This window comes from Polyangium jinanense (assembly GCF_028435365.1).
In genome coordinates this window covers 494,324-517,635 of record NZ_JAGTJJ010000002.1, presented here as the reverse complement: position 1 = coordinate 517,635, position 23,312 = coordinate 494,324, and the positions used below count along the sequence as shown (strand labels likewise).

17 protein-coding genes are annotated in these 23,312 nt (G+C 68.3%); 9 read left to right on the top strand and 8 right to left on the bottom strand.

Translation table 11 applies throughout. From position 1 onward, the window contains the following. Positions 1–184: 184 nt before the first annotated feature. From KEG57_RS07140 to KEG57_RS07125, 4 genes are all read left to right on the top strand, one after another. A complete protein-coding gene (locus tag KEG57_RS07140; protein WP_272417293.1) occupies positions 185–1,384 on the top strand; it encodes a choice-of-anchor L domain-containing protein in 1,200 nt (399 codons plus the stop codon). 64 nt (positions 1,385–1,448) lie between these two features. Beyond that, positions 1,449–2,507 carry a beta-keto acid cleavage family enzyme gene (locus KEG57_RS07135; protein ID WP_272417292.1) on the top strand — a complete coding sequence of 353 codons (1,059 nt, stop codon included), beginning with the start codon at positions 1,449–1,451 and terminating at the stop codon, positions 2,505–2,507. A 23-nt stretch (positions 2,508–2,530) separates the two neighbouring features. Continuing rightward, positions 2,531–3,511, top strand: coding sequence for a quinone oxidoreductase family protein (locus KEG57_RS07130; RefSeq protein WP_272417291.1), 981 nt, complete (start codon positions 2,531–2,533; stop codon positions 3,509–3,511). Positions 3,512–3,529: 18 nt separating this feature from the next. Next, on the top strand, positions 3,530–4,435 hold the full coding sequence (locus KEG57_RS07125; protein WP_272458317.1) for a TauD/TfdA dioxygenase family protein: 906 nt from the start codon (positions 3,530–3,532) through the stop codon (positions 4,433–4,435). 15 nt (positions 4,436–4,450) lie between these two features. On the opposite strand, the gene KEG57_RS07120 is transcribed toward KEG57_RS07125, so the two are convergent. The 4 genes from KEG57_RS07120 to KEG57_RS07105 all read right to left on the bottom strand — a co-directional run bounded on the left by KEG57_RS07120 (position 4,451) and on the right by KEG57_RS07105 (position 8,210). Beyond that, positions 4,451–5,077, bottom strand: coding sequence for a Uma2 family endonuclease (locus tag KEG57_RS07120; RefSeq protein ID WP_272458316.1), 627 nt, complete (start codon positions 5,075–5,077; stop codon positions 4,451–4,453). A gap of 108 nt (positions 5,078–5,185) precedes the next feature. Continuing rightward, positions 5,186–5,899 carry a hypothetical protein gene (locus tag KEG57_RS07115; protein WP_272458315.1) on the bottom strand — a complete coding sequence of 238 codons (714 nt, stop codon included), beginning with the start codon at positions 5,897–5,899 and terminating at the stop codon, positions 5,186–5,188. A 467-nt stretch (positions 5,900–6,366) separates the two neighbouring features. After that, a complete protein-coding gene (gene tesB / locus KEG57_RS07110; protein ID WP_276072122.1) occupies positions 6,367–7,248 on the bottom strand; it encodes an acyl-CoA thioesterase II in 882 nt (293 codons plus the stop codon). A 98-nt stretch (positions 7,249–7,346) separates the two neighbouring features. Beyond that, positions 7,347–8,210 carry a DnaJ-like cysteine-rich domain-containing protein gene (locus tag KEG57_RS07105; RefSeq protein ID WP_272458314.1) on the bottom strand — a complete coding sequence of 288 codons (864 nt, stop codon included), beginning with the start codon at positions 8,208–8,210 and terminating at the stop codon, positions 7,347–7,349. Positions 8,211–8,275: 65 nt separating this feature from the next. Between KEG57_RS07105 and KEG57_RS07100 the strand changes: the two genes are divergently transcribed. Both KEG57_RS07100 and KEG57_RS07095 read left to right on the top strand, forming a co-directional pair. Continuing rightward, positions 8,276–10,519, top strand: coding sequence for an IPT/TIG domain-containing protein (locus tag KEG57_RS07100; protein WP_272458313.1), 2,244 nt, complete (start codon positions 8,276–8,278; stop codon positions 10,517–10,519). 15 nt (positions 10,520–10,534) lie between these two features. Further along, positions 10,535–11,380 (top strand): hypothetical protein, encoded by an 846-nt coding sequence (locus tag KEG57_RS07095; protein WP_272417278.1) that lies wholly within the window; start codon positions 10,535–10,537, stop codon positions 11,378–11,380. 6 nt (positions 11,381–11,386) lie between these two features. Here the strand turns inward: KEG57_RS07095 and KEG57_RS07090 are convergent, their stop codons facing one another. Then, a complete protein-coding gene (locus KEG57_RS07090) occupies positions 11,387–12,643 on the bottom strand; it encodes a hypothetical protein (RefSeq protein ID WP_272417277.1) in 1,257 nt (418 codons plus the stop codon). Positions 12,644–12,841: 198 nt separating this feature from the next. Between KEG57_RS07090 and KEG57_RS07085 the strand changes: the two genes are divergently transcribed. Genes KEG57_RS07085 through KEG57_RS07075 form a run of 3 tightly spaced genes read left to right on the top strand, consistent with a single transcriptional unit; the run spans position 12,842 to position 16,678 of the window. Continuing rightward, the gene (locus tag KEG57_RS07085) at positions 12,842–14,500 is read left to right on the top strand and encodes a hypothetical protein (RefSeq protein ID WP_272417276.1); all 1,659 of its coding nucleotides are present in this window, start codon (positions 12,842–12,844) and stop codon (positions 14,498–14,500) included. Then, entirely contained in the window at positions 14,497–15,213 is a 717-nt protein-coding gene (locus KEG57_RS07080; RefSeq protein ID WP_272417275.1) for a hypothetical protein, read from the top strand. The genes KEG57_RS07085 and KEG57_RS07080 overlap by 4 nt, the downstream gene beginning before the upstream one ends. 13 nt (positions 15,214–15,226) lie before the next feature. Beyond that, positions 15,227–16,678 (top strand): DUF1501 domain-containing protein, encoded by a 1,452-nt coding sequence (locus tag KEG57_RS07075; RefSeq protein WP_272417274.1) that lies wholly within the window; start codon positions 15,227–15,229, stop codon positions 16,676–16,678. A gap of 60 nt (positions 16,679–16,738) precedes the next feature. On the opposite strand, the gene KEG57_RS07070 is transcribed toward KEG57_RS07075, so the two are convergent. The 3 genes from KEG57_RS07070 to KEG57_RS07060 form a co-directional block, all read right to left on the bottom strand. Beyond that, positions 16,739–19,297, bottom strand: a complete 2,559-nt coding sequence (locus tag KEG57_RS07070; RefSeq protein WP_272417273.1) for an RCC1 domain-containing protein — start codon at positions 19,295–19,297, stop codon at positions 16,739–16,741. A 25-nt stretch (positions 19,298–19,322) separates the two neighbouring features. Then, positions 19,323–21,878 (bottom strand): RCC1 domain-containing protein, encoded by a 2,556-nt coding sequence (locus KEG57_RS07065; RefSeq protein WP_272458312.1) that lies wholly within the window; start codon positions 21,876–21,878, stop codon positions 19,323–19,325. Positions 21,879–21,943: 65 nt separating this feature from the next. Further along, positions 21,944–23,215, bottom strand: coding sequence for a vWA domain-containing protein (locus tag KEG57_RS07060; protein ID WP_272458311.1), 1,272 nt, complete (start codon positions 23,213–23,215; stop codon positions 21,944–21,946). Positions 23,216–23,312 lie beyond the last annotated feature (97 nt).

The window sequence follows — 23,312 nt, the reverse complement described above, 5'->3', positions numbered from 1 at the left end:
CGGTCCTTCCACATCGTACGATCAAAACGCGAACAATGTCCAGGAACGGATCGGTCGTCGAGGCTTCCCCTCCGCCGTGGACACCTGGCGCAGCGGGAGCGAAAAATTCCCGCCGAGATTCCAGCACGTGGGTGGTTATCGCGGCATCGGATGGCGGCGTTCGATGAAGCGCCGGAGTACATGCATGAGACCTCTCCTCGTTTTATCCGCGGCGATGTCCGCCATGGTCCACGGTTCGAGCGCCTCCGCGCTCACCGTCGGGACGACCGGCGATCCCGCCGTCCTCGCGAGCACGATGCAAAGCAGCGGGAACGCGATCACCATCACGGGCGCGATCTACAGCGGCTCGAACCAGGCGGCCGCGACCTACGCGGAGGGCCCGCTCGGCATTGCGAATGGCATCCTGCTCACGACGGGCCAGGCCCATCTCGCGCTGCCCCCGAGCGACGACGGGAGCACGGGCGCGAGCAACGGCCTCCCCGGCGACCCGCTCTGCGACGCGCTGATCCCGGGCTTCAAGAGCTTCGACGCGACGAAGCTGACGATCACGTTCGACCTCGCGCCGGGCTTCGACGGTATCTCGTTCCAATCGATCTTCGGCTCCGAGGAGTACCCGGAGTACGTCGGGTCGATGTACAACGACGTCTATGCCGTCTACCTCGACGGCGAGCAGATCGTTTTCGACGCCCAGGGAAACTCCATCACGATCAACGGTCCGTTTTTCTCGTCCGGGGCCGTCGTCGTCGCGCCCGAGACCGAGACCGAATACGACGGATCGACGGGCCTTCTGACGACGCGCGCCCCGCTCGCCGGCGGCACGACCGGCCACGTGCTCGAGATCGTCATCTGCGACGCGGGCGATCAGGTGCTCGACAGCGGCGTCTTCCTCGCCGGCCTGAATGGCTGCGTCGGAAACGACTGCAGCGGCACGGTGCCGTGCCACATGATCGACAATGACGGCGACGGCACGAGCTCGTGCGATGATTGCGACGACACGAGCGCCGACGTGTATCCGGGCGCCGCCGAGGCGTGCAACGAGGTGGACGACGATTGCGACGGCGAAGTCGACGAAGACGCCGTCTGCTGCGGGGACGACGACGGCGACGGCATCTGCGGAGGAGACGACATGTGCTCCGGCACCGTATTGCCAGAGTCGGTCCCGACGGTGGCGCTCGGGGCAAACCGCTGGGCCGATACGAACGGCGACGGCGTGTTCGAGACGACGTCACCGAGCGGCAACGCCCCCGAAACATCGTACACGATGACGGAGACCGGCGGCTGCAGCTGCGCGCAGATCATCGAGGCGCTCGGTCTCGGGGACGGTCACACGAAATTCGGCTGTAGCATCAGCGCGATGGATACGTGGGTGAGCCTCGTGCCCTGACGGGCGACGTGAGGGGATCCTTGCGCGCTTGCGGTCGGAGCGGCGGGGAACCACGGGGATCCCCATGGACTTTCTCGATGACTCTCTGTTCCCCGAGAACCAGGAAAAGCTCGTCATCACCGTGGCGCCGTACGGACCGGAGTGGGAGCCCTCCGATTTTCCCGAAGACATCGCGGTGACGATGGAAGAGCAGGTCCAGAAAGCCGTGGATTGCTACAACGCCGGCGCCACGGTGCTGCACGTGCACGCGCGCGAGCCGGACGGCAAGGGTTCCAAGCGCCTGTCCAGGTTCAACGAGCTCCTCGCAGGGCTGCGCGACGCGGTGCCCGACATGATCCTGCAGGTCGGCGGCTCGATCTCCTTCTCCCCGGAGACCGAAGGGGAAAAGGCGAAATGGCTGAGCGATGATACACGCCACATGCTGGCCGAGCTCTCGCCCAAGCCCGATCAGGTCACGATCGCGATCAACACGTGCCAGATGAACATCGTCGAGCTGATGACCGAGGACGACTATGCCGGGAGCTCGTTCGCGCGGCCCGAGGTGTACAAGGCCTACCGCGAGATGACCGTGCCGGCCGGCCCGGCCTGGGTCGAAGAGCACCTCCGGCGGCTCTCGGCCGCCGGCATCCAGGCCCATTTCCAGCTCGCCAACGTCCCCCAGCTCGAGACGGTGGAGCGCCTCCTCCGCCGCGGGGCCTACACAGGGCCGCTCAACCTCACCTGGGTCGCCATCGGCGGCGGATTCGACGGGCCGAACCCCTACAACATGATGGAGTTCATCCACCGCGTGCCGAACGGCGCCTGCCTGACGCTGGAGACCGTCATGCGGAACGTGCTCCCCGTGAACACGATGGCGATCGCGATGGGTCTGCACACCCGCTGCGGCATCGAGGACACGTTGTGGCGGCGCAAGGGGCAGCGCATGACCTCCGTGCAACAAATCGAGCAGCTCGTCCGCATCGCGCGCGAGCTCGGCCGCGACGTGGCCACCGGCAAGGAGGCCCGCCGCATTTACAAGATCGGCGAGTTTTACAAGGATGCCGACGAAACCCTGGCAAAGCTCGGGTATGCGCCCAATCGCAAGGCAGGCGAGCGCGGGGTCCCGCGGCGCATGGCGGCCTAGCGAAGGCCAAGGGGGGCATTTCCATGGCCCACGCGGTTCGATTTCACGAGACCGGCGGCCCTTCGGTCCTCTGCTGGGAGGAGGTCGCCGTCGGCGACCCGGGTCCCGGCGAGGCCCGGGTCCGTCACGTCGCCGTCGGGCTCAACTTTGCCGACACCTACTTTCGCACGGGGCTTTATCCGGTGCCGCTCCCGAGCGGGATTGGCGTGGAGGCCGCCGGCGTGGTGGAGGCGGTCGGCGAAGGCGTCACGAACGTCGCGCCGGGCGACCGGGTGACGTATACCGGTTTTCTGGACACGCTCGGAGCGTACAGCACCGAGCGAACCCTGCCGGCGGCGCCCCTGATTCGGTTGCCCGAAAGCATCCGTCCCGAGACCGCCGCGGCCATGACCATGCGGGGCCTCACGGCCGCCTACCTCTTGCGCCGCATCTGGCCCCTGAAAGCCGGCGACAGCGTCCTCTTGCACGCGGCGGCGGGCGGCGTGGGCCTGATCGTATCGCAATGGGCGAAGCTCCTCGGCCTCACGGTGATCGGTACGGTGTCGACCGAAGCAAAGGCAGAAATCGCCCGCGCGCACGGCTGCGACCACGTCATTCATTACGGCCGCGAGGACGTGGCCCGGCGCGTGCGCGAACTGACGGGTGGGGCCGGCGTATCGATCGTGTACGACAGCGTCGGAAAGGACACGTTCACGGGCTCGCTCGATTCCCTGAAGCGGCGCGGGCTGCTCGTGTGCGTGGGCACGACCTCGGGCCCGGTGCCGCCGCTCGACGTATCGAGGCTCGCGGTCAAAGGCTCCGTCTTCGTCACGCGCCCGGCGCTCGCCGATTACATTGCCGATCCCGCGGAAAAGGCCGAGCTCGCCGGAGAGCTGTTCGGTCACGTCGCGGCGGGGCGGATCCGGATCGAAATCAACCAGCGCTACCGGCTGGAGGACGCGGCGCAGGCGCACCGCGACCTCGAATCACGCAAGACGACGGGATCGTCGATCTTCGTCGTCTGAAAACCCGAGAAATTCGACATGGAAACGTCAGCATCGTCCACTCCCGCCCCTGCCCGCGCGGCGACGGGCGGCACCATCGAGGTCGCGCCCTCGACCTGCACCATCGGCGCCGAGCTCAGCGGCGTGAGCCTCGCCGACGCCGCGCGCGATGACGTGCTCTTCGCGGAGATCCGGGCGCTCCTCTTGAAGCACCGGGTCCTGTTTTTGCGAGATCAGGACATCACGCGCGCCGACCACGTCGCCTTCGCGAGGCGCTTCGGCGAGCTCGAAGGCCACCCCGTCGCCGGCAGCGATCCCGACCATCCGGGGCTGGTCCGCATTTACAAGGACCTGAACAGCCCACCGGAGCATTACGAGAACGCCTACCACTGCGACGCGACGTTTCGCGAAGCGCCGCCGATGGGCTGCGTCCTGCGCTGCGTCGAGACGCCGGCCGTCGGCGGTGACACCATCTGGGTGAACATGGTCGAGGCCTATCGCCGGCTGCCCGAGCCCATCAAGCAGCAGATCGCCGGGCTACGCGCCAGGCACAGCATCGAGGCGACCTTCGGCGCGGTCATGCCCATGGAGAAGCGCCACGCGCTCAGGGACCGCTTTCCGGATGCGGAGCACCCGGTGGTGCGCACGCATCCGGAGACCGGCGAAAAGAGCCTGTTCGTCAATGCGTTCACCACGCACTTCGTCAACTTCCACACGCCGGCGAACGTGCGCTTCGGCCAGGACTTCACGCCCGGGGCGAGCCAGCTCCTGAGCTATTTGATCAGCCAGGCGCAGATCCCCGAGTATCAGGTGCGGTTTCGCTGGAAGAAGAACAGCGTCGCGATCTGGGACAATCGCTGCACGCAGCATTACGCGGTCCAGGATTACTGGCCGGCGGTGCGCAAGATGGAGCGCGCTACGATCGTGGGCGATCGGCCGGGATGACCGAGACGCTGAGGATCAGCTTTTCTCCGGCGACTCGCCCTCGCCCTCGGCACGCACCTCGGCGACCTCCGCCCACAGGGCATCGATATCGATCACGAGCCCGGCGCATCCCGGAACCGATTCAATCCGCCCGTCGGTCGACGTGACCTTGTGGATGTATTCGTTTTCGGGCCCGAGCTCGAGGATCTCGAACGATTGAAGCGCCGGATCGACGATCCAGTACCACTTCACGCCGAACGCCGCGTACTCCTTCAGCTTCTCCACGCGGTCGCGCCGCGCGTCCCGGGGGGTCGACGAGACGACCTCGACGGCGATGCTCGGGGGCACGCGGATCGGCCCTTCCGCGGGCGGGCGGCGCGCGCCGGCGAGGTACACCGTGAGGTCCGGCATGCGCCCGCGCGTGGCCGACACCGCGAACTTCCCGGCCGACCCCGCGACCCGCGCTCCATGCGCGAGCGCCCAGGAACGAAGCAGGTGCGCGAGCCAAACGACGACGACCTCGTGGACGTACCCGGCCATCTCTTCCTCGACGAGCTCGCCATCGACGAGCTCCCCCGGCTCATCCTCGGGCAGCGCGGCCCACTCCTCGAGCGTCATGCGCCGAGGGGACGCGCGGTCGGCATCGTGAGCGACGAAGCTCATGGGGGAAAGTCTACCGAACGTGGATGGGTGTGTCGAGGCGAGGGGGAAGCGGCGGGGAGGGGGGCGCGCGGGCTCTGCGGGGCGGGGCGAGCGCCGCGCCGGTCGATATCAGGCGTCCGCGGGCGGGAGGGGCTGCGAGGGAAGCGGGTCTTGCGCGCCGTCGTCCTCGCTCGTGGTGGTGACGATACTGGCCTCCTCGACGGCCGGGAAGATGACGTCCTGGGTTACGCGATCGCGCGGGAACGTGGCGCGGACCTGGCCCATGATCCGGTCGACGGTATCGTGGTGCGCTTCTCGGAGCGCGACCTCGAGCTTGAAGGCCTCGTCATGCGCAGTGAGCGCCGAAAGGTGCGCGGCGACGGCCGCCTCGAAGCTCGCGAGCGCGGCTTGCAGCTTCGGGAGCCACGCGGCGCGATACGCGTCGATGCCGACGACCTTCGAATTCGCCAGTCGCTCGACGAGCTCGCGCAATGGTTTGACCTGGCGTTTCCCGACGGGGGCGAGGATCGGCCGGGATCCCTTCGGAAAGACGCTCGCGCAGATACGCCCGCGCCTGCCACCGTCCTCCATTTCGGCGGCGCGGAGGGCCAACCGAATGACGCGCTCGACGCTATACTCGCCGAAGCGGAGCGCGGCGCGGGTCCTGATGACGGGGACCTGCAGGGCACGGCGCTTGTCGTGCTGGACCGCGAGGGCCTCGTTGACGGTCTGGATATCGGCGGCGGCGGAGGCCATCTCGGGGAACGAGGAGAGGCCGGCGGCGAGCTCGACGCCATACTCGAAACGAACGATCGACGAGGCATTGCTGCGATACTTGCGCATGAGGTCATCCCTGGGCCCAAGGCCCGGTCTGGTGGGTTTCGGAATCCCTGCCGCGCCATCGCGTCGGCGGGTCCCCGTTGAACGAGGGCCGTAGTTTTTCATTCGGGGAAGAGCAGGAGTTCGACGTTCGGAGCGACGCGAGCGGGCCTGCGCGAGGCGAGGGGGACGCGTCACCGCGACGCGAAGGCGTCGGGACCGAAGCGACGAGCGCGCGTGACCGTGACGCGTGGGGGTAGGCGCGAGGCCAGGGCCGCGCGGAGAGGCCACGCAGAGCGGTCGGCGCCGAGCTCGGGGCCTCGCGTCGAGACGACGCGAAGGGGTCGGCACGAGGCGAGGCGCGCGCGTCGGCGTAACGCGAAGGCGTTTTCGTCGAACCGAGGGGCGCGCGTCACCGTGACGCGAGGGGGTCGCCTCGCGGCGAGAGCGAAGGACACGAGCGAACGGGCGGCCCGGGAGCGGGGCCCTCTCTACCCCCTCTTCCGCCTGCGCAAGAGCCCTTCCTGGGCCGTGGACGCGACGAGCCGCCCGTCGCGCGAAAAGACGCTGCCCCGCACGAGCCCACGAGCCCCGGATGCCGACGGGCTGTGGATCACGTGCAGGAGCCAATCATCCATGCGGAAGGGCCGGTGAAACCACATCACGTGATCGATGCTGGCGACCTGCATCGAGAAATCGAACCACGTGACGCCGTGGGGGCGCAGCGCGGTGGTGACGAAGGCGTGGTCCGACGCATACGCGAGCAAGTACCGGTGCAGCGCCGGATCGTCGGGCAGGGGCCCGGCCGCGCGGATCCAGATGGCCTCGTGCGGATCTCTTTTCTCAGGGCGAAAAGGATCGATCGGGTTCACGTGGCGAATCTCGATCGGCTGCTCGGCGACGGCGCGGGTGCGGAAAGGCTCGGGGATCTTGTGCGCCAGGCGGCTCCAGATCTCCTGCTGGCTCGAGAGCCCGTCCGGACCTGGGACCTTTTCCATGCCATCGGCGTGCTCCAATCCCTCCTCTTCGACCTGGAAGGAGGCGGACATGTTGAAGATGGGCTGGCCATTCTGGATGGCCACCACGCGGCGGGTCGTGAAGCTCTGCCCGTCGCGAATGCGATCGACGTCGTAGACGATCGGCTTGCGCGCGTCGCCGGGGCGGAGGAAATACGCGTGGAGTGAATGGACCTGGCGCTCGGGCGGCACGGTCTGCGCGGCGGCAGAGAGCGCCTGGCCGAGGACCTGACCGCCAAAGACCTGACCCCAGCCGAGATCCTGGCTCTGGCCCCGAAACAGGTTGGTTTCGATCCTCTCCAGCGAGAGCAGCTCGATGAGCTCGGTCAGCACGCGCGTCATGGTGCTGTGCGTCATAGTGGACGCACTGCCAGGCCGGCAAGAGAGCGGGGTTCCAGAGGGCGTAAAAGTTTTGAGGGGCCGTGGCAGTCCTTACGGACTCCCCGAGGAGCCGGCTAATCGCGGCCCAGCGCGACGGCGTCGGCGCCGAACACCTTGATACTCCCGATTCGGTCCACGTAAATCGCGAGGTCCTCCCCCATCGCCCACTGGACCCGCAAGAACGGCCATGCATAGGCCCGGATCACGTGGCGTACCACGCTCGCGCCGGCGCCGATCGCCGAAAGGCCCGCGAGCGCCTTGTCGATCGTGTCGCCGAAATCGTGGCCGTGAAAATCGGGGCGGACCGTGCGCTCGCCGCCGCGATAGGCCGAGGCGGCCACGCGGCCCGTGAGGTCGTGGCAGCGCAGCTCCTCCGGTAACGCCTGCTGGAACTGGATGTCCTGCTCCATGCGGCTCTCCAGACCGAAGAGCGGCGGCACCGTCGTGATGTGCGACGGCATGTAGGCCTCGCTCAAAAAGGCCGGCGTGTCCGTGTAATAGCGGAGCCGCACCCGGTTTGACTTCGCCGCGCCGCCGCACGTCGGGCACGTGATGAAGCCACCGTCGCACGAGCAGGTCGTGAAGAAGACCGTGCCCGAGCCGCCACAGATGCGGCAGCGCCGTTTGCCCGGCGTCAGCGTGCACGCCGTGCACGGGCCGCCCCCGAGGCTCGCGTCGATCCGCACGTGGTGGTGGATCTCGAGATCGTCGGGCGGCGGCGGTTCGCCACGTTCGAGCGTCGCGGGCGCGATCTCCGTATCCTCCGCCCAGCTCGTGCGCCGGATCAACGCCGCGTGAACCACCAGCATCGCGAGCCGCTCCACCGAGACCGGCTCCCCGGCCGGCAGCGGGAGCTGCACGCGCGCTGTTTCGAGTGTCGGGAAATACGATGCCAGCGACATGTCCCGGAGGAAGCCAGCCTTGTCGCGCGCCGTCAAGGGAAGAGCCTTCCACGACCCCAGAGCTCTGTTACCATGCGCGACGAAAGGGCGTTTCGGGTGTGATGATGGCAACCTTCGGGCTCGGCAAGATCGTCCTCTACGCGGGGAATCCCGAAGCCGTGAGCGCCTTTTATGGGCGCGCCGCGGGGCTCTCGTTCGATCGGGTGGAGGGGACGCGGCGTTACGAGTCGGTGAGCGCAGGCGGGACCTCGCTCGTGATCGATCTCGCGCTCGAACCCCTTCCGCGAGGCCGCAGGGAGTGCGCGCTGTCGCTGCGCGTGCCGAACCTGCAAGCCGTCGCGTCGAGCCTGCGCGAGGACGGCATCGACGTGGGGCCGATCCTCGAAAGGCCCTCCGGCCTCTTCGCGTCGCTCAAGGACCCGGAGGGGCGTGACGTCGAGCTCTGGGAGCCCCGCGCCAAACCCGTGAGCGTCGCGCCGCCGCCGCTCGTGGACAAACCCACACTCGACACGCCGCCGCTCCCGCCCCCGCCGGTGCCGCTGCCGCCGGATGTGCCGGCGATCGTCGAGCCGCCCGCGATCGTCGACAAACCCGCGATCGTCGCGCCGCCCGCGATCGTCGACAAGCCGCCGGTGCGGCTCGAGATGCATTCGGCGCTCGACCTCGAAAAGGAAGTGGACAAACCCGCGACGGAGCCGGCCGCGGAAGAGGGTGCGACGTCCGAAAAGCGCGGGACCGAGCCGCCGCCGCCTCCGCCGATGATGGGCGCGCCGGGGCCCATGCTCACCGCGGCGCGGCCGGCGAAGGTGTCGGCGCAAGGCGGCACGAAGATCTCGCTCTACGGCGCGAACTTCGCCGACGGCTGCCGCGTGCTCGTCGACGGCGACGATTGTACGAAGCCGAAACGACTCGACGATTTTACCCTGGAGATCGAGGCGCCGCCCCACGCACCGGGGGCGGTCGATATCGTCGTGGAAAACCCCGACGGACAGCGCGCGGTCATCCAGATCGTCTACGACGAGGGTCCCGCGATCGAGCGTTTTTCCCCGCTCGAAGGCTCGCCGCGCGGCGGCACCGAGATCGTCGTCGAGGGCCGCAACTTCGAGGACGGCTGCCGCATCACGTTCTTCGGCAACCGCGCGCCCGAGGTCATCTTCGAGAGCGCCTCGCGCATCCGGTTCGTCACGCCGCCGCAGGAACAGCTCTTCCACGGCGAGCTCCGCGTGACGAACCCCGATGGCCTCTCCGCGCTCGCGGCCGAGCTCTTCACCTATCGCCTCGCGACGCCGCACGTGCGCGAGGTTTCGCCCGCGTCGGGCCTCATCGGCGGCTCGAAGCGCGTCGCCGTGACCGGCGTCGACTTCCATCCGCAATGCGTGGCGCGCCTCGGTGGCAAGCAAGCGGCCGTCACGTTCCGCAGCGCCGAATCGCTGGAGCTCGTGACCCCGCGGGCAAACGAGCCGGGACCGGTGGACCTCGAAATCGAGAATCCCGACGGGCAAATCGCGAAGCTCGAAGGCGCATTCACGTACGAGGCCGAGCCCACGCCGCCGCTGCTCGTCGAGGTGCGCCCCGACCGCGGGTATTGCGCGGGCGGGCAGACGATCCGGCTCGTCGGCGACAATTTCGAGGCGGATACGGTGGTGCGTGTCGGCGAGGTGCGAGCCATTTCGCGGACGCGGTCGCGGCACGAGATCGAGGTGGAGCTGCCGCAACGGACGCAGCCGGGCCTCGTGTCGATCGAGCTCGTCGATCGGCACGGCGTCGTCGTGCGCCGCGAAGATGCATTCACGTACGAGTCGCGCCCGGCGCCGCGCGTCGACAGCATCACGCCGCGCAATGGTCCCATGGTCGGCGGCACGCGGATCGTCCTCGAAGGCGATTTCTTCGATGAGCACGTGTTCGTGCGCATCGGCGGGCAGGCGCCGAAACGCGCCGTGGTCCGATCGGCCACGACGATCGAGCTCGTGGCGCCGCCGTCGCGCGCGTCGGGGTTCGTCGACGTCGAGGTCGGTCGCGGCGACGCGGGCACGACCGTCGTGAAGAATGCATTCCGCTACGACCCCTCGCCCGCCCCCGCGATCGATTCCGTCGCGCCCAACAAAGGTTCGGTCGAGGGCGGCACCGAGGTCAGCATCGAGGGCAAAAACTTCGTCGCCGAGTCGGCCGTGCTCTTCGGCGGCAAGCCTGCCCAACGCGTCAAATTCGTCTCGGCCTCGACACTCGAAGTCAAGGCGCCGCCGGGCAAGAATGGCGAGATGGTCGACGTCGTCGTGCGCAATCCCGACGGCAAAGAAGCCATCACGAAGCGCGCGTTCCTTTACGACGCGCGTTACCGTTCCTGACGTCTCGGCCTCATCATGCGGACGTTCCTGGCGATCACACTCTTCGGATGGGTCTCCGCGCTCGGAGCGGCCTGCATTCCCGAGGGCTCGACGACCCTCGATTGCCTCGAAGGAGGTGGCTGCGAGCAGAGCTGCGCGACGAACGAGGACTGCACGTTCACCTGCGAGACGGGCAGGTGCGATCAGACCTGCTCGGACACGCTCGATTGCAGCATGGACTGCAACGCCGGCGGCTGCGCGCAGCTCTGCTCGGGCAGCCAGTGCGTGATGACGTGCGACCTCGCGTCGTGCACCCAGGGCTGCGACAGCCACGTCTGCGGCGAGCGGTGCAGCGCGGGCGGGTGCACGCAGTCATGCGAGAGCGACGAGACATGCGCGCTCGATTGCAGCGTCGGGTGTCCGCAGACGTGCACGAGCCCGTCCTGCGGGCTCGTCTGCGCGGGAAGCCAGTGTGATCAGTCCTGCAAGGCGGGCCTCTGTGATGCGTCGTGCGACACGGATTGCCTGCAAACCTGCGAGGGCGACACCTGCCGGCTCGAATGCGGGGCGGGCGGCCATTGCACGCAGGCCTGCACGAAGCAGAGCGGCGGCACCTGCAACCAGGCCTGCGCGGGCGGGGGCTGCACGCAGGAGTGCACCCAGCCCACGTGCGTGCTCGACTGTGCCGGCGGCAATTGCACGCAGAAATGCCTCCAGGGCACGTGCGACCTCCACTGCGGCGGGGGCGGGTGCATCGTGGAATGCATGACCACGTGCGTGGTCGATTGCCCCGCCGGCGGCTGCCAGGTGACGTGCCCGGGCGGAACGCCGCCGATCACGTGCCCCGGAGGAACGCTCTCCTGCGGGGCGAATTGCCCGTGAGCCGCCTCAAGGCGCCTTCGTGATCGCCCACTCCTTCACGATCGCGATCTTGTCCGCCGGCAGCTTCTTCTCGTAGTTCGGCGGCGGCATCGATCGGTCCTCGGCCACGCGCGCGACTACGCGATCGACGAGGCCGAGCGCGACATCGTAGTTCTCGAAATCGATCTTCGGCGCGCCGCGCGTCCCCGAACCATGGCAATCGGCGCAATACTCGCGCATGATCGGCTTGACGTCCGTGAGGAACGAGAGCGGGGTGCCGAGCGCGAGCTTGCGCGCCATCGTCCCCTCGCCCGCATACACGTCGCCAATCCTGTCGACGGCGAGCGAGCGCGGCGCCTCCGCCGGCCCGAGCGTCGCCACGACCTCCGGCACCTCGCCCGCGCGCACGCGCAGGACCCAGCTTCCCGCGAGCGCGTAGAGCCGTTGCTTGCTCGCGTCGAGCGCGAATGCGTCGATTCCGACCGCCGATCCCCCTTCCGCGGCGAGCGGATAAAGCGAATACTCGCCGCTCGGCGAGCGCTCGACGAGTCCCGCGTCGGAGGCGAAATACACGAGCGAGCCGTCCTCGCACGCGAGGCTCCCGCAGGCCATGGCCCGGACGAACCCCACGTCGAAGACGAGCGGATACGCCTTGCCGCTCGCCTTGTCGATTTCGTACACGCGCTCGCCATAGGCGAGATACACGCGCTCCTTCTGCGTGAGGACGGCCGTGGGCGCGCCCTCCTCGCCCTCCACGGTCCAGGTCACGAGCGCCCCGCCGCCGAGCTCATAGGCTCCTTTTTCGCCGCGAATGGCGAGGTGCGTCTCGGCCGTCCCGTCGCCGTCGTCGTCGGCCACACGCGCGCGCATCGCCTGAATGCCGAGCGGCGCGAGCTCCGCGGTGCCGAGCGATCGCTGGAGCACACCGCCCGGCGTGAAGAACACGCCGCCCTCGGCCGCGACGAGCACGCCGTTTTCATAACCGGCCATCGCGCGCACGGCGCCTGTCTCGCTCGGGAGATCGGGCGCGTCGCCGACGATCGGCAGGAGCGTCGGGCCCGCCGCTGCGAGCTCGTAAACACCCGTCGTCGTGCCCACGGCGACGAACGCGCCCTGGCTGCCCATCGCGGTCGAGTATCCCTCGATCGTGAACGTGGCGCTTTCGGGCTCGGCGTTCGGCGTCGCGGGCGCGCCGTGCACGATGGCGAGCTCGGGGGGGCCTTCGGGGCCGGCATTCGTGGGGGGGGCCTCGCCGCAAGCCGCCGTTGTGATCACGGCAAGCATCGCAATGAGGCTCGAAAGGCGCCTGTGCGGTATTCTTCGGTGGAACTGTAGATGGGGGGAGTCGAACACAACCTGGCAGGATAACAAATTTCGTCCTCACTCCCAAGAGATGGTTGACGAAACGTTATGGCTCGGTTCCACTGGAAGGTGGCCCGCTCTCGCCCGCGGTGCCCCCCTCCTTTTGCCCCGAGCTGTATCATGAAGAGCAAACGACGCTGGCAAGCGCTCTGCTTCGCCCTCCTCGCGGCTGCGCCTTCCGTGGCGCTCGCCGAAGACGGAGAGCAATGTTTCTTGCACCGGGAGTTGCCCATCGAACGGCAGCTCCGACGCCTCTCGATCGATCTGCGTGGGACCGTGCCCGACGTCGCCGAGTACGACGCGGTCGCGGGGCTCTCCGAGCTACCCGATGCGCTCCTCGACGAGTATCTCGCGAGTGACGCGTTTCGCGTGCAAATGCGCCGTTATCACGAGAGCCTGCTCTGGACGAACCCGAACATCGCCCTCGCCGACGTGAACTTTTCACTGAACACCGTCAACTACGACGGGAGCCCGGTCTACTTCGTCCCAGGGGCGGGGAAGAGCGCGCTTTATCGCGGCGGCGACGGCACGCATACCTGCCAGAACAAGCCCCAGGACGCCCTCGGTTACGATCCCGTGACGGGATTGCCGAAAACCGAATCCATGGGCAGCGACGGCGTGAGCGAGTGGTTCGCCGAGGGCTGGGTCGAGGTGCATCCCTTCTGGGAAGCCGACCCGGCGAAAAAGGTGAAGGTCTGCGCGTTCGACGCCCAGGCGACGGAGACGTACACCCTGCCGCCCGGGGATCCGGACGCGGGGACGTATTCGTGTGATCACCTGATGGCCACGGGCAAGGCGAAGACCTGCGGCTGCGGGCCGGAGCTCAGCTATTGCATGCCGGCCGGCATCGTGCAGCCGCTCGTGCTCGCGGCGCTGCGCGAGCAGGTGCTCCGTCTCGTCGATGAGCACACGGACGGCACGCAGCCGTACTCCGGGCTGCTCACGACGAGGCGCGTGCATTACAATGGTCCGCTCGCCCATTACTTCCGCTACCATGCGCAGCGGCAGACGCTTTCGCGCACCCAGAACGAGCACCAGCCCTCGGACGGCCCGCTGCCGGAGCTCGCGTTCACGGACGTGGATACCTGGGTCGCGGTGGACCGCGAGGCGCCGCACGCCGGCCTCATCACGCTGCCCGCATTCCTGCTGCGTTTCCAGACGAACCGTGGACGGGCGAATCGCTACCGGATCGCGTTCCTCGGGCAATACTTCCAGCCGCCGAGCACGAAGGACACGAACTGCGAGAAAGAAGGCGACGACCTCACCCGCCGCTGCGTTTGCCGGAGCTGCCACGTGACGCTGGAGCCGCTCGCCGCGCACTTCGGTCAATTCACGGAGGCCGGGAGCATGTCCCTGCACGATTTCGCCCGCGAATACCCGACCCGCAAGGCCTGCGCCAAGGGCACCGCGCCGCAAAACGCGGGGTGGTGCGACCGCTATTATGTGCCGGTCTCGGACCAGACGGACCCCGATCTCCGGACGTACAGGTTGAAGGCGCTTCAATACGCCGACGACGAGCACCCGGAGCTCGAGCCGAATTTCGAGGCGGGTCCAGCCGAGCTCGTGAAGGCCGATCTCGAGAGCGGTCGGTTCCACGAGGTGGCCATCGAGCACCTCTTCTCGTACCTCATGAAACGCGAGCCGAACCTCGATCCGACGACGAGTGATTACGAGGGCGACGCGCTCGCCAAGATCGCCGCGGCGTTCCGGGTCCACGACGACATTCGTCAGGCGGTCCGGGATCTCGTCGAGCTGCCCGCCTACCGGAGGTTGCCATGAGCGCGTCTCGCCTCAGTTCCCTCTGCGCGCTCATCGCGCTCGCCGCGGCCGCGTGCACGAAAGAAGCGCCGTCCGCCGATCCCCAGGAGCCGTGGGAAGCGCCCGCGGTCGCCGCGAACGGTGAAACCGAGAATGCCCCCGTGGACCTCGGCGGCGGCACGCTGCCCGGCCCCGCGCGCGGGGTGCGGCGCCTGCGCATCGATACGCTCCAGGCGGCCATGAGCAAGGTCGCCGGCAATGACATTTATGGCGCCCCGATCCTCTGGCGTGTCAATACCCGGGACGGGTTCAGCGACCTCGCATTCGGCAAGGCGCTCGGCCGGCCCGATTATCAAACGTCGACCGAGGAGAGCACGGTCTCGAACGCGCTCTACCTCAAGTTCGTCGGGGACGCGGCGCGCGACATCTGCATGCAGATGGCCAAGAACGACATGAAGCGCTCGGGCGATTCACGCGCGCTCTTCCCGAAGGCGCCCGTGGACGGGACCGCGACCGACGCGCAGGTGAACGAGAACCTGCAATACCTCGTGCTCCGCTTCCTCGGCCTGCGCGTGGCGGCGGACGATTCGATGGTCACGAACCTGCGCGCGGTCTACGACGCGGGCGTGGCGAGCGTCTCGTCGCCGAACGGCGGCGAAATCACGGCAGCGGCCGAGGGATGGCGGGGCGTGTGCGTCACGCTCTTCGAGTCTCCCCTTTTCCACAACGATTGAGGAGGAACACGCCATGAGCCAGAAAGGCCAGATTTCACGACGCACGCTCCTCGGCGCGCTCGGCGCCGCGAGCGGCGCGCTCCTCCTCGACGGCCTGCTCGGCCTGCGCCACGCGCGCGCGGACAACGTCGATCCGGACAGCGCCCCGCTCCTCGTGATGTGCGAGTTCGCGGGCGGCTGGGATACGCTGTATTGCCTCGACCCGCGCAACCACCACGATTACGGCGAGTTCGCGGGCGGCATTTACACGGGCTTCGACCTCGTCACCGATGGCCCGACGAAAAAGGTCATCGAGGACGAGACGGGCGGCACGGGCCTCGTGAAGCCCGTCGGCTCGAGCGTCGCCTACGGGCCGACGATGTCGAAGCTCGCGGCCGCGCATTCCAAGGATCTCTGCGTCGTGCGTGGCATGAGCATGGGCACGCTGACGCACGAGGTCGGGCGGCGGTATTTCCTCACGGGCAAGTTCCCGCGGGGCCTCGCCGCGAGCGGCAGCTCCCTGGAGACGTGGTGGGCGGCGGCTTCGGGCCAGCTCGAGCATCACGAGATTCCGAATCTCGTCACGGGCGGCGCGGAGACGTACAACGAGGGGCTTTCGCCGCTCGCGAGCGGCCTCTCGGTGCCTAGCTACAACGAGATGTTGCAGGTGCTCCGGCCGCTCAATGCGTCGCTCTCGCTCGACGGCAAGGTGGAGCAGGCGGCCTCCAAGTTCCACCACGACGAGTATTGCCTGCACCAGCAGCTCGACGCTCGGGGCGGGCAGGTCTCGACGCACCTCTCGGCGTGGCGCTCGGCGCAGACGCTGGCGAACGGCGGACTCTGGAAGCATTTCGACTTCAAACCGAACCCGCCGGCGACGAGCCAGCTCGCGAAGCTCTACGAGACGTTCGGCGTGAATCCGACGAACCCGGGAGCGACACTCGCGGGCCAGCCGAAGGGCCAGGCCGCGCTCGCGGCGCAGGCGCTCGTGAATGGCATCTCGCAGGTCGTGCTCCTCAGGCTCGTCAACGTCACCGACGCCCATTTCGACGACGACTGGCCGTCGAACCACCCGGCGCGGCAGCGGGCGGGCTTCGACGCGGTGAGTGATCTCATCACGTACCTGAAGAACACGCTCGACAACAACGGCAAACCCTACTGGGACCGGACGACGCTGCTCTGCTTCTCGGAGTTCGCGCGCACGCCCCGGATCAACCCGCAGGGCGGACGTGATCACCACCTCGCGTCGGCCTGCCTCGTCGCGGGCAAGGGCATTCGGGGCAACATCGCGATCGGCGCGACGAAGGACACGAACTACGACGTGCGCCCGATCAACCTCGACACCGGCGCGCCGGACGACGAGATGGGCACGGTCGTGAAACCGTCGGACGTGCACGCGACCATCCTCACGGCCGCGGGTTTGCCCTACGATCACATCTCGAATCAGGATCCGAAGCTCATCAAGGCAATGCTCAAGAACCCTTGATGGCCTGACGGTGAGAGAGAGGCCTCGCCCGGCGGACGACCGGGCGAGGCCTTTTTCATTTCAGATGGGATCGAGCACGAGCGTCGGCGTCGAGAGGAACGGCATGCCGCTGCCGAGCTGCCCGTAATACGCCGCGCCCCAGCAGGAGAGCACGCCGTCCTGCGCGATGCCGCAGGTATGCTCGTTGCCGAGGGAGACGACGTTCCACGGGCTGAGGCTCGGGATCTTTTGCGGCGCATTGAAGCTCGACAGGTTGCCGAGGGCGAGCTGGCCGAAGGAGCCGACGCCCCAGCAATAGAGGTCGCCGTTTTTCTTCGTCGCGCAGGTGGTCAATCCTTGGCCGAGGAAGGGCCGCGCCCAGTCGGTCGCATTGCCGACCTGCGTGGGCGTGGCGATCGGCGTGACGGCATTGCCGAGGCCGAGCTCGCCGTTGTTGTTACGGCCCCAGCACCAGAGCTTGCCGTCGAGGCGCACGCCGCAGGTGTGGTTCGCGCCCGCGTCGATCGCCGTGTACGTCCCCGGGACGGCCTTCGGCACGTTCACGGGCGAGACTGTGTCGCCCTGGCCGAGCTGGCCGAGGCTGTTCACGCCCCAGCAAAACACGTTGCCGCCCTCGCGGAGGCCGCAGGTGAAATCGCCACTCGCCACGACGTCGAGCCAATCGGCGGGCTCGGCCTGAGCGATCCACCTCGGATCGGGCCGGGTCGTCGTCGAGGCGTCGCCGAGCTGGCCGCTCGCATTGCGGCCCCAGCACCAGAGGGTCTTGTCCTGGCGCACGGCGCAGGTGTGGTTGTACCCCGCCGCGATCTCGACCCAGGGCGAATCGTTGCCGACGGTGGAGTTCACGGCGGTGGGTACGTTCTGGCTCGTCACGGTAGGCCCATTGCCGAGCTCGCCATTTCCGTCGAGGCCCCAGCAATACGGGATGTCCGGGCCGCCGCCGTCGCTCGCGATGCCGCAGGTGTGTGTGCGACCGAGCGTGACGCGCTTCCAGATCTTGCCCGCGCCGATCTCCACGGGTGTGACGCGGGTGCGCGTCGTGCCGTCGCCGAGGTGACCGTAGACGTTGCGGCCCCAGCAGAAGAGCTTTCCGCCGGTGCGAATGGCGCAGCCATTGTCGAGCTGCGTGTCGACGCGCTCCCAGTCGGTATCGGCGGAGATGGGTGTGGCGTCGGTCCGGTCCGCGGAAAAACCCGCCCCGAGGGCGCCGCGGCTCGCCGAGCCCCAGCAGAGGAGATCGCCGGTTTGCCGTACGCCGCAGGCGAAACGCAGGCCGCTGGAGAACGAGACCCAGTCGCTGATGTTGGAGACAGGCAAGGGGGTCAGCGTGGGCCCCTCGTTGTCCGGCTGGCCGGTTTGTCCGACGCTGCCATCACCCCAGCAATGAAGCTCGCCGCTCTTTTTCTGGGCGCAGCCGGCGAGGTCACCGACGTCCAGGTTCGCAGACCAATCCGTGGCCATGTCCGCGGCCTTCGGCGTGACGACGGTCGCGAGCAAGCCGTCGCCGACCTGCCCCAAGGAGTTCGTGCCCCAGCAATGGCGCGTCCCGTCGGTCTTCGTGCCGCAGGTGAACGCATTGCCCGTCGACACGCTCGCCCAGTCGGTGGCGACCGTGAACTCCTGCGTGGGCACGAGCCGCTGCCCGGCGTTCGTGCCGTCGCCGAGCTGGCGGGCATTGTTGAAGCCCCAGCAATGAAGCGTCCCGTTCGCCTTGACGCCGCAAGTGAACTCGGTCCCCGCCGAGACCATCGACCAGGGGCCCGCGTCGACGAGCACGGGCGAGAGCGCGTTCGTCGTGGTGTTGTCGCCGATCTGGCCGCGGTTGTTCTGGCCCCAGCAATAAAGCGCGCCGCCCGTGCGAATGCCGCACGCATGCGTCGAGCCGGCGCTCAAGGCGATCCAGTCCTCGTAGCCGCCCGCGCCGATGGCGGGCGTCGATTGCGCGACGCCGAGGCCGTCGCCGATCTGGCCGACGCTCCCCGAGCCGAAGCACGAGATGCGCTTGTTCTCGTCGAGCGCGCAGGTGAACGCGCCGCCCGCGCTCACGGAGACCCAGTTCGCCGCGCCAGAGGCGGGCACGGGGCGCAAAAAGACCTGGTCCGACGTGCCGGTGCCGACCTGCCCGCTCGTGTTGAGGCCCCAGCAATGCAGGGTCTTGTCGGTGCGGATCGCGCAGGCGTGGTATTGCCCTGCCGACACGGACTTGTACTTCGCGTCGCAGGTCTTGCCGTCGCCCGAGAAGCCCGCGGGGCACGCGCAATCGAACCCGCCCGGCGTGTTCGAGCACGTCGCGTTCGTGTCGCAGTCGTGAAGGAGCGTCGTGCATTCGTCGACGTCCACGCACGTCTTGCCGTCGCCCTCGTACCCGGGCTTGCAAGTGCAGGTGAAATAGCCGGGGGTGTCGACGCATTCGGCGTCGGGCGCGCAGTCGTCGAGGCCGAGCGCGCATTCGTTGACCGCGAACGGGTCGCCGCCGCTCCCGCCATTGCCGCCGCTCCCGCCATTGCCGCCGCTTCCGCCTCCGCCGTTCCCGCCTGCGGCTCCGCCGCCGCCCCCGCACGCGGCGGCGGCGAGCGACACGAGGACGAACCACGCCCGAGCCCTTGCGCCTCGCAACATCGAAACCGATCTCCTTCAGCTCAACTCAATAGGACGCCGCAATGGGAACGGGCGCGAACGCGAGCCCGTCGCCGCGCGCATTTTGACCGATTTCCCCCGACCCCCAGCACGCGAGATTTCCGGCCTGCGTGACGCCGCAGCCATGGTTGAAGCCGAGGGTCGCCGCGACGAACGCCCCGGAGAGCGCGGTCGGCACCTTGCGCTGGCCCGTGTCCCCGAGCCCGAGCTGGCCGACGTTGTTCGCGCCCCAGCATTGCAATCCACCGCCCACCTTGCCCGCGCACGTCGATGCGTTGGCGGCGATGACGAAGGTCCAATCCGTGGCCGCGCCGATCTTCACAGGGGACGGCCGGTCGACGTTCGTGTTGTCGCCGATCTGGTTGTTCGCGTTCCGGCCCCAGCACCAGAGCGTGCCGTCCTTCTTGATCGCGCAGGTATGGTTGATGCCGGCCGCCACGGGCCCCTTCCAGTCGTCGCCCAGCGAATACGGCGCGGTCTTGCCGGCCGCCGGCGCTCCATTGCCGATCTGGCCTTCCACGTTCCGGCCCCAGCAATAAAGCGTGCCCGTGGCCCGGGTCGCGCAGGTGTGGAACTGGCCGGCCGCCACGCTCACCCAATCGGTGGGCGGCGCCTCGCCCGCGACGAGCTCGAGCTGGATCAGATTGCCGAGGGTCGGGTTTTTCAGGCCAATCTGTCCCTCGTTCGTGCGCCCCCAGCACCAGAGCGTCCCGTTCGTGGCGATGGCGCAGTTATGCTCCTCGCCCGCGGCGATCTCCTTCCACTGGAGCGCTTCGTAGGGTTTGCCCGTCTTCAGGATCTCGGCGAACGTGGTCGCCGGGGTGTTCGTCCCCCGGCCGAGCTGGCCCTGTACATTGCGGCCCGAGCAAGCGAGCTTGCCCGTGGCCGTGATCATGCACGTGTGCTGGCGGCCGAGGGCGACCTTCGCGGCGACCTCGAAATTGACCTTGGCCGGCTCAGCGCGGGTCTTGTTGTCGCCGAAGCCGAGCTGGCCGCTCTCGTTGTTGCCCCAGCATTGAAGCTCGCCGGCCCCGTTCAAGGCGCAAGCCGATTCGCCATACGAAACGACGTTCGTATGGGTCGTGTCCGCGCCGATGTTGGCAATCGCGGGCCAGAGGCTCATCGCGCCGTCGCCGAGCTGACCGAAGATGCGCGAGCCCCAGGTGAGCACGCGGCCGTCCGAGGTGACGCCGCCGCTGTGCACGACGCCGACCGCGAAATCGAGCCATTTCGTTCCCGGCGCGACGTCGATCGGCGCGGTCACCCAGCCTGGCGCCTCGCCCGAGATCTGCGCGGCCTGGTTCCGGCCCCAGCAATGGAGGGCGTTCTGATCGTCGAGCGCGCAGATGTGGTAGGCATTGGCACGCACCCGCTTCCAGGTCTTGCCCGCGCCGATCGCCACCGGCGCCGCCGTCGCCGGCCCGAGCGGCGTGCCGAGCTGGCCCTCGTTTCCGCGGCCCCAGCAATAAAGCCGCCCGTCCTTCTTCACGGCGCACGTGGTGAAGCCGATCGAGGCCGTCGCCCAGTCGGCGTCCGCCGCCATCGGCGCCGTCTCCACGAGGAACGGCGCGGTTACGGAGCCGCCGCCGACTTTCGAAACCTGCAGCTCGTTGTTTTGCCCCCAGCAATAAAGCCGCCCGTCCTGCTTCGTCGCGCACGTCGTGTCGCGGCCGGCAAAGACCTCTTTCCAGTCCTTGTCCGGCGTCGCCGCGAGCGGATCGAGGCTCACGGGCGAGAGTTCGAGCTTGTTGTCGAGATTGCCGAGCCCGAGCTGGCCCGCCTGGTTGCGGCCGAAGCAGAAGAGCCCGCCGTCGCTCTCCACGGCGCAGCTATGGTTGTCGCCCGCGGCGACGCTCGAGAACGTGCGTTCGAGCGACAGCCACGCCGGGAGCGTCTGGTTGTCGGTGTATCCGAGCCCGAGCTGGCCGAAATTGTTCGTACCCCAGCACCAGAGCGTGCCGGTTTTCTTGATCCCGCAGGTATGGGCCGAGCCCGCGACGACGCGGATCCAGTTGTCCGCCGCGCCGGCCTGCACGGGCGCCGGTTGGTTCGCGCCGAGGCCATTGCCGAGCCTGCCGCCGCCGCCGGCGCCGAAGCAGAAGATCGAGTTATCCATACGGCGCGCGCAGGTGTGATACGCGGCCGCGGTGATCTCGACGAACCGCTCCTCGCAGCCGGTCTTCGGATCCCCCACGGTGCCCGGCGGGCAAGCGCAGGTGAACGAGCCCACGGTATTCGTGCAGGCGGCGGTCGGATGACAATCGTCGAGCTGCTCGGTGCACTCGTCGAGATCCACGCAATCGCCGCCGTCGTTCACGAAGCCCGGGTCGCAAACGCAGGCGCCGCTCGCGTCGCAGCTCGCATGGTCGCCGCAGGGCCCGCACGTCGCGCCGCCCGCGCCGCCCTGCCCTCCGGCGCCGCCCGTCGACGACGACGAGCCGCCGCCCGCGCCGCCGGAGCCGCCGGTGCCCGAAGGCGTGCCTTCCGCGCCCCCGCCGGAGCACCCGGCGAGGACGATGGTTGTCCACAGGAAAGGAAAGAAAGCGCGCGCTCTTCGATGCATCTCCGCTATTTTCGGATGCTACGAAGCAAGCGGGACGACTGTCAACCCTCGATTCCGTGACATTCTCACTTCACGATGGTTGCGCAGCCGACGAGGACGTCGATCTCGGCCTTCGTGTCCTTGGCGACCTGCGAGCACGTCGCGTCGCAGAGGATGATCTGCTTCGGCGCGCCGGGCACGTCGTAGTACCAGGCGAGCCCCGCCGCAGGGCATTCGGCCTCCGATTTCACCTGCGGAATGATGACCGAGATGCCCGACTCCGGCGTGTACTCGACGTTGATCGCATTGTAATCGATGTCCTCGCCCGGCGGAGGTTGCGGGATGAGGTACGAGCAAGAGAGCGCCGCGCCGCGAATCTCGTTCATCGCCTGGATGAACTTGTCGGTCGCGTCCTGGTTCGCGTCGACGATGAACGCCGACCCGGTCCCGCCCGCGGCGGCAATGCCGTTCAGCGCGCCCGCGAGGTTGCCGACGCCGATGACGAACGTCTTGATGCTCGGGACGCCGGCGAGCGCGTTCGCCGCGATGTTGTTGATGTAGGCGAGATCGTCGTTGCACCCCGCCGGCTCGCCGTCGGTCGCGAGCACGACGATCACCGTGTGCGTCGGGTTCTGGGTCGCCCATTGCTTGGCATAATCGACCGCGCCCTCGAGCGCCGCGGAGGTCGGGGTGCCGCCGCCCGGGGAGTGGTTGTCCATCGAGGAGATGATCGTCGTGCCGACCGCCGGGAGCGGGGCGATCGGTACGTCGGGCTTGGCGTAATCGGCAGCTTTGCACGAATCGCCGCCGATGCCCTCGCAGACGCCCGGGAAGCCGGGCAAGGGCACGGTGCAGGGGCCACAAGCGGCAGGTCCGCACTCGGCGTCCGTGGCGCAGAAGGGGACGAGGGGGCACATGACGCCGCTCGATTGCGGGAAGTACTGGATGCCGACGCCGATCCCCGCGGCCGAGGGCTGCTCGACGAACGCCTTGAGCGCGTTCTTCGTGGCGTTCCACTTCGAGGTGTTGCCCGCGCTGTCGCTCATCGAGCCGGATTGGTCGAACATGATGTACATGTCGAGCGGGACCTGCTCGGCCTTGTTCTTCGTGGCCGCGCAGCTATCGTCGCCGCCCGAGCCCTGATTGCCGTTGCCGCCGGCGCCGGGGATGAAGCCGCCGCCGTCGCCGCCATTGCCACCATTGCCTCCGGGGTTGCCCGCGCCGGAGCCATTCTCACTGCTCGAATCGCCGAATTCGGTGTTGCCGCCCGTCGCCGAGCAGGCTGCAATCAGCGCGCCGGACAGCGCCGCCGCGCAAACGACCCTCGAGACGCCCGAAGAAAACCACCCGTTTCGCATGCCTCTGCCCTCCAAGCCGCGGATCGGAACAGCCGAGCGGGCGTGACGTCAAGCCCGGCGAACGGGACGACGTCACAATTTCGACGCGGTTCCGGCA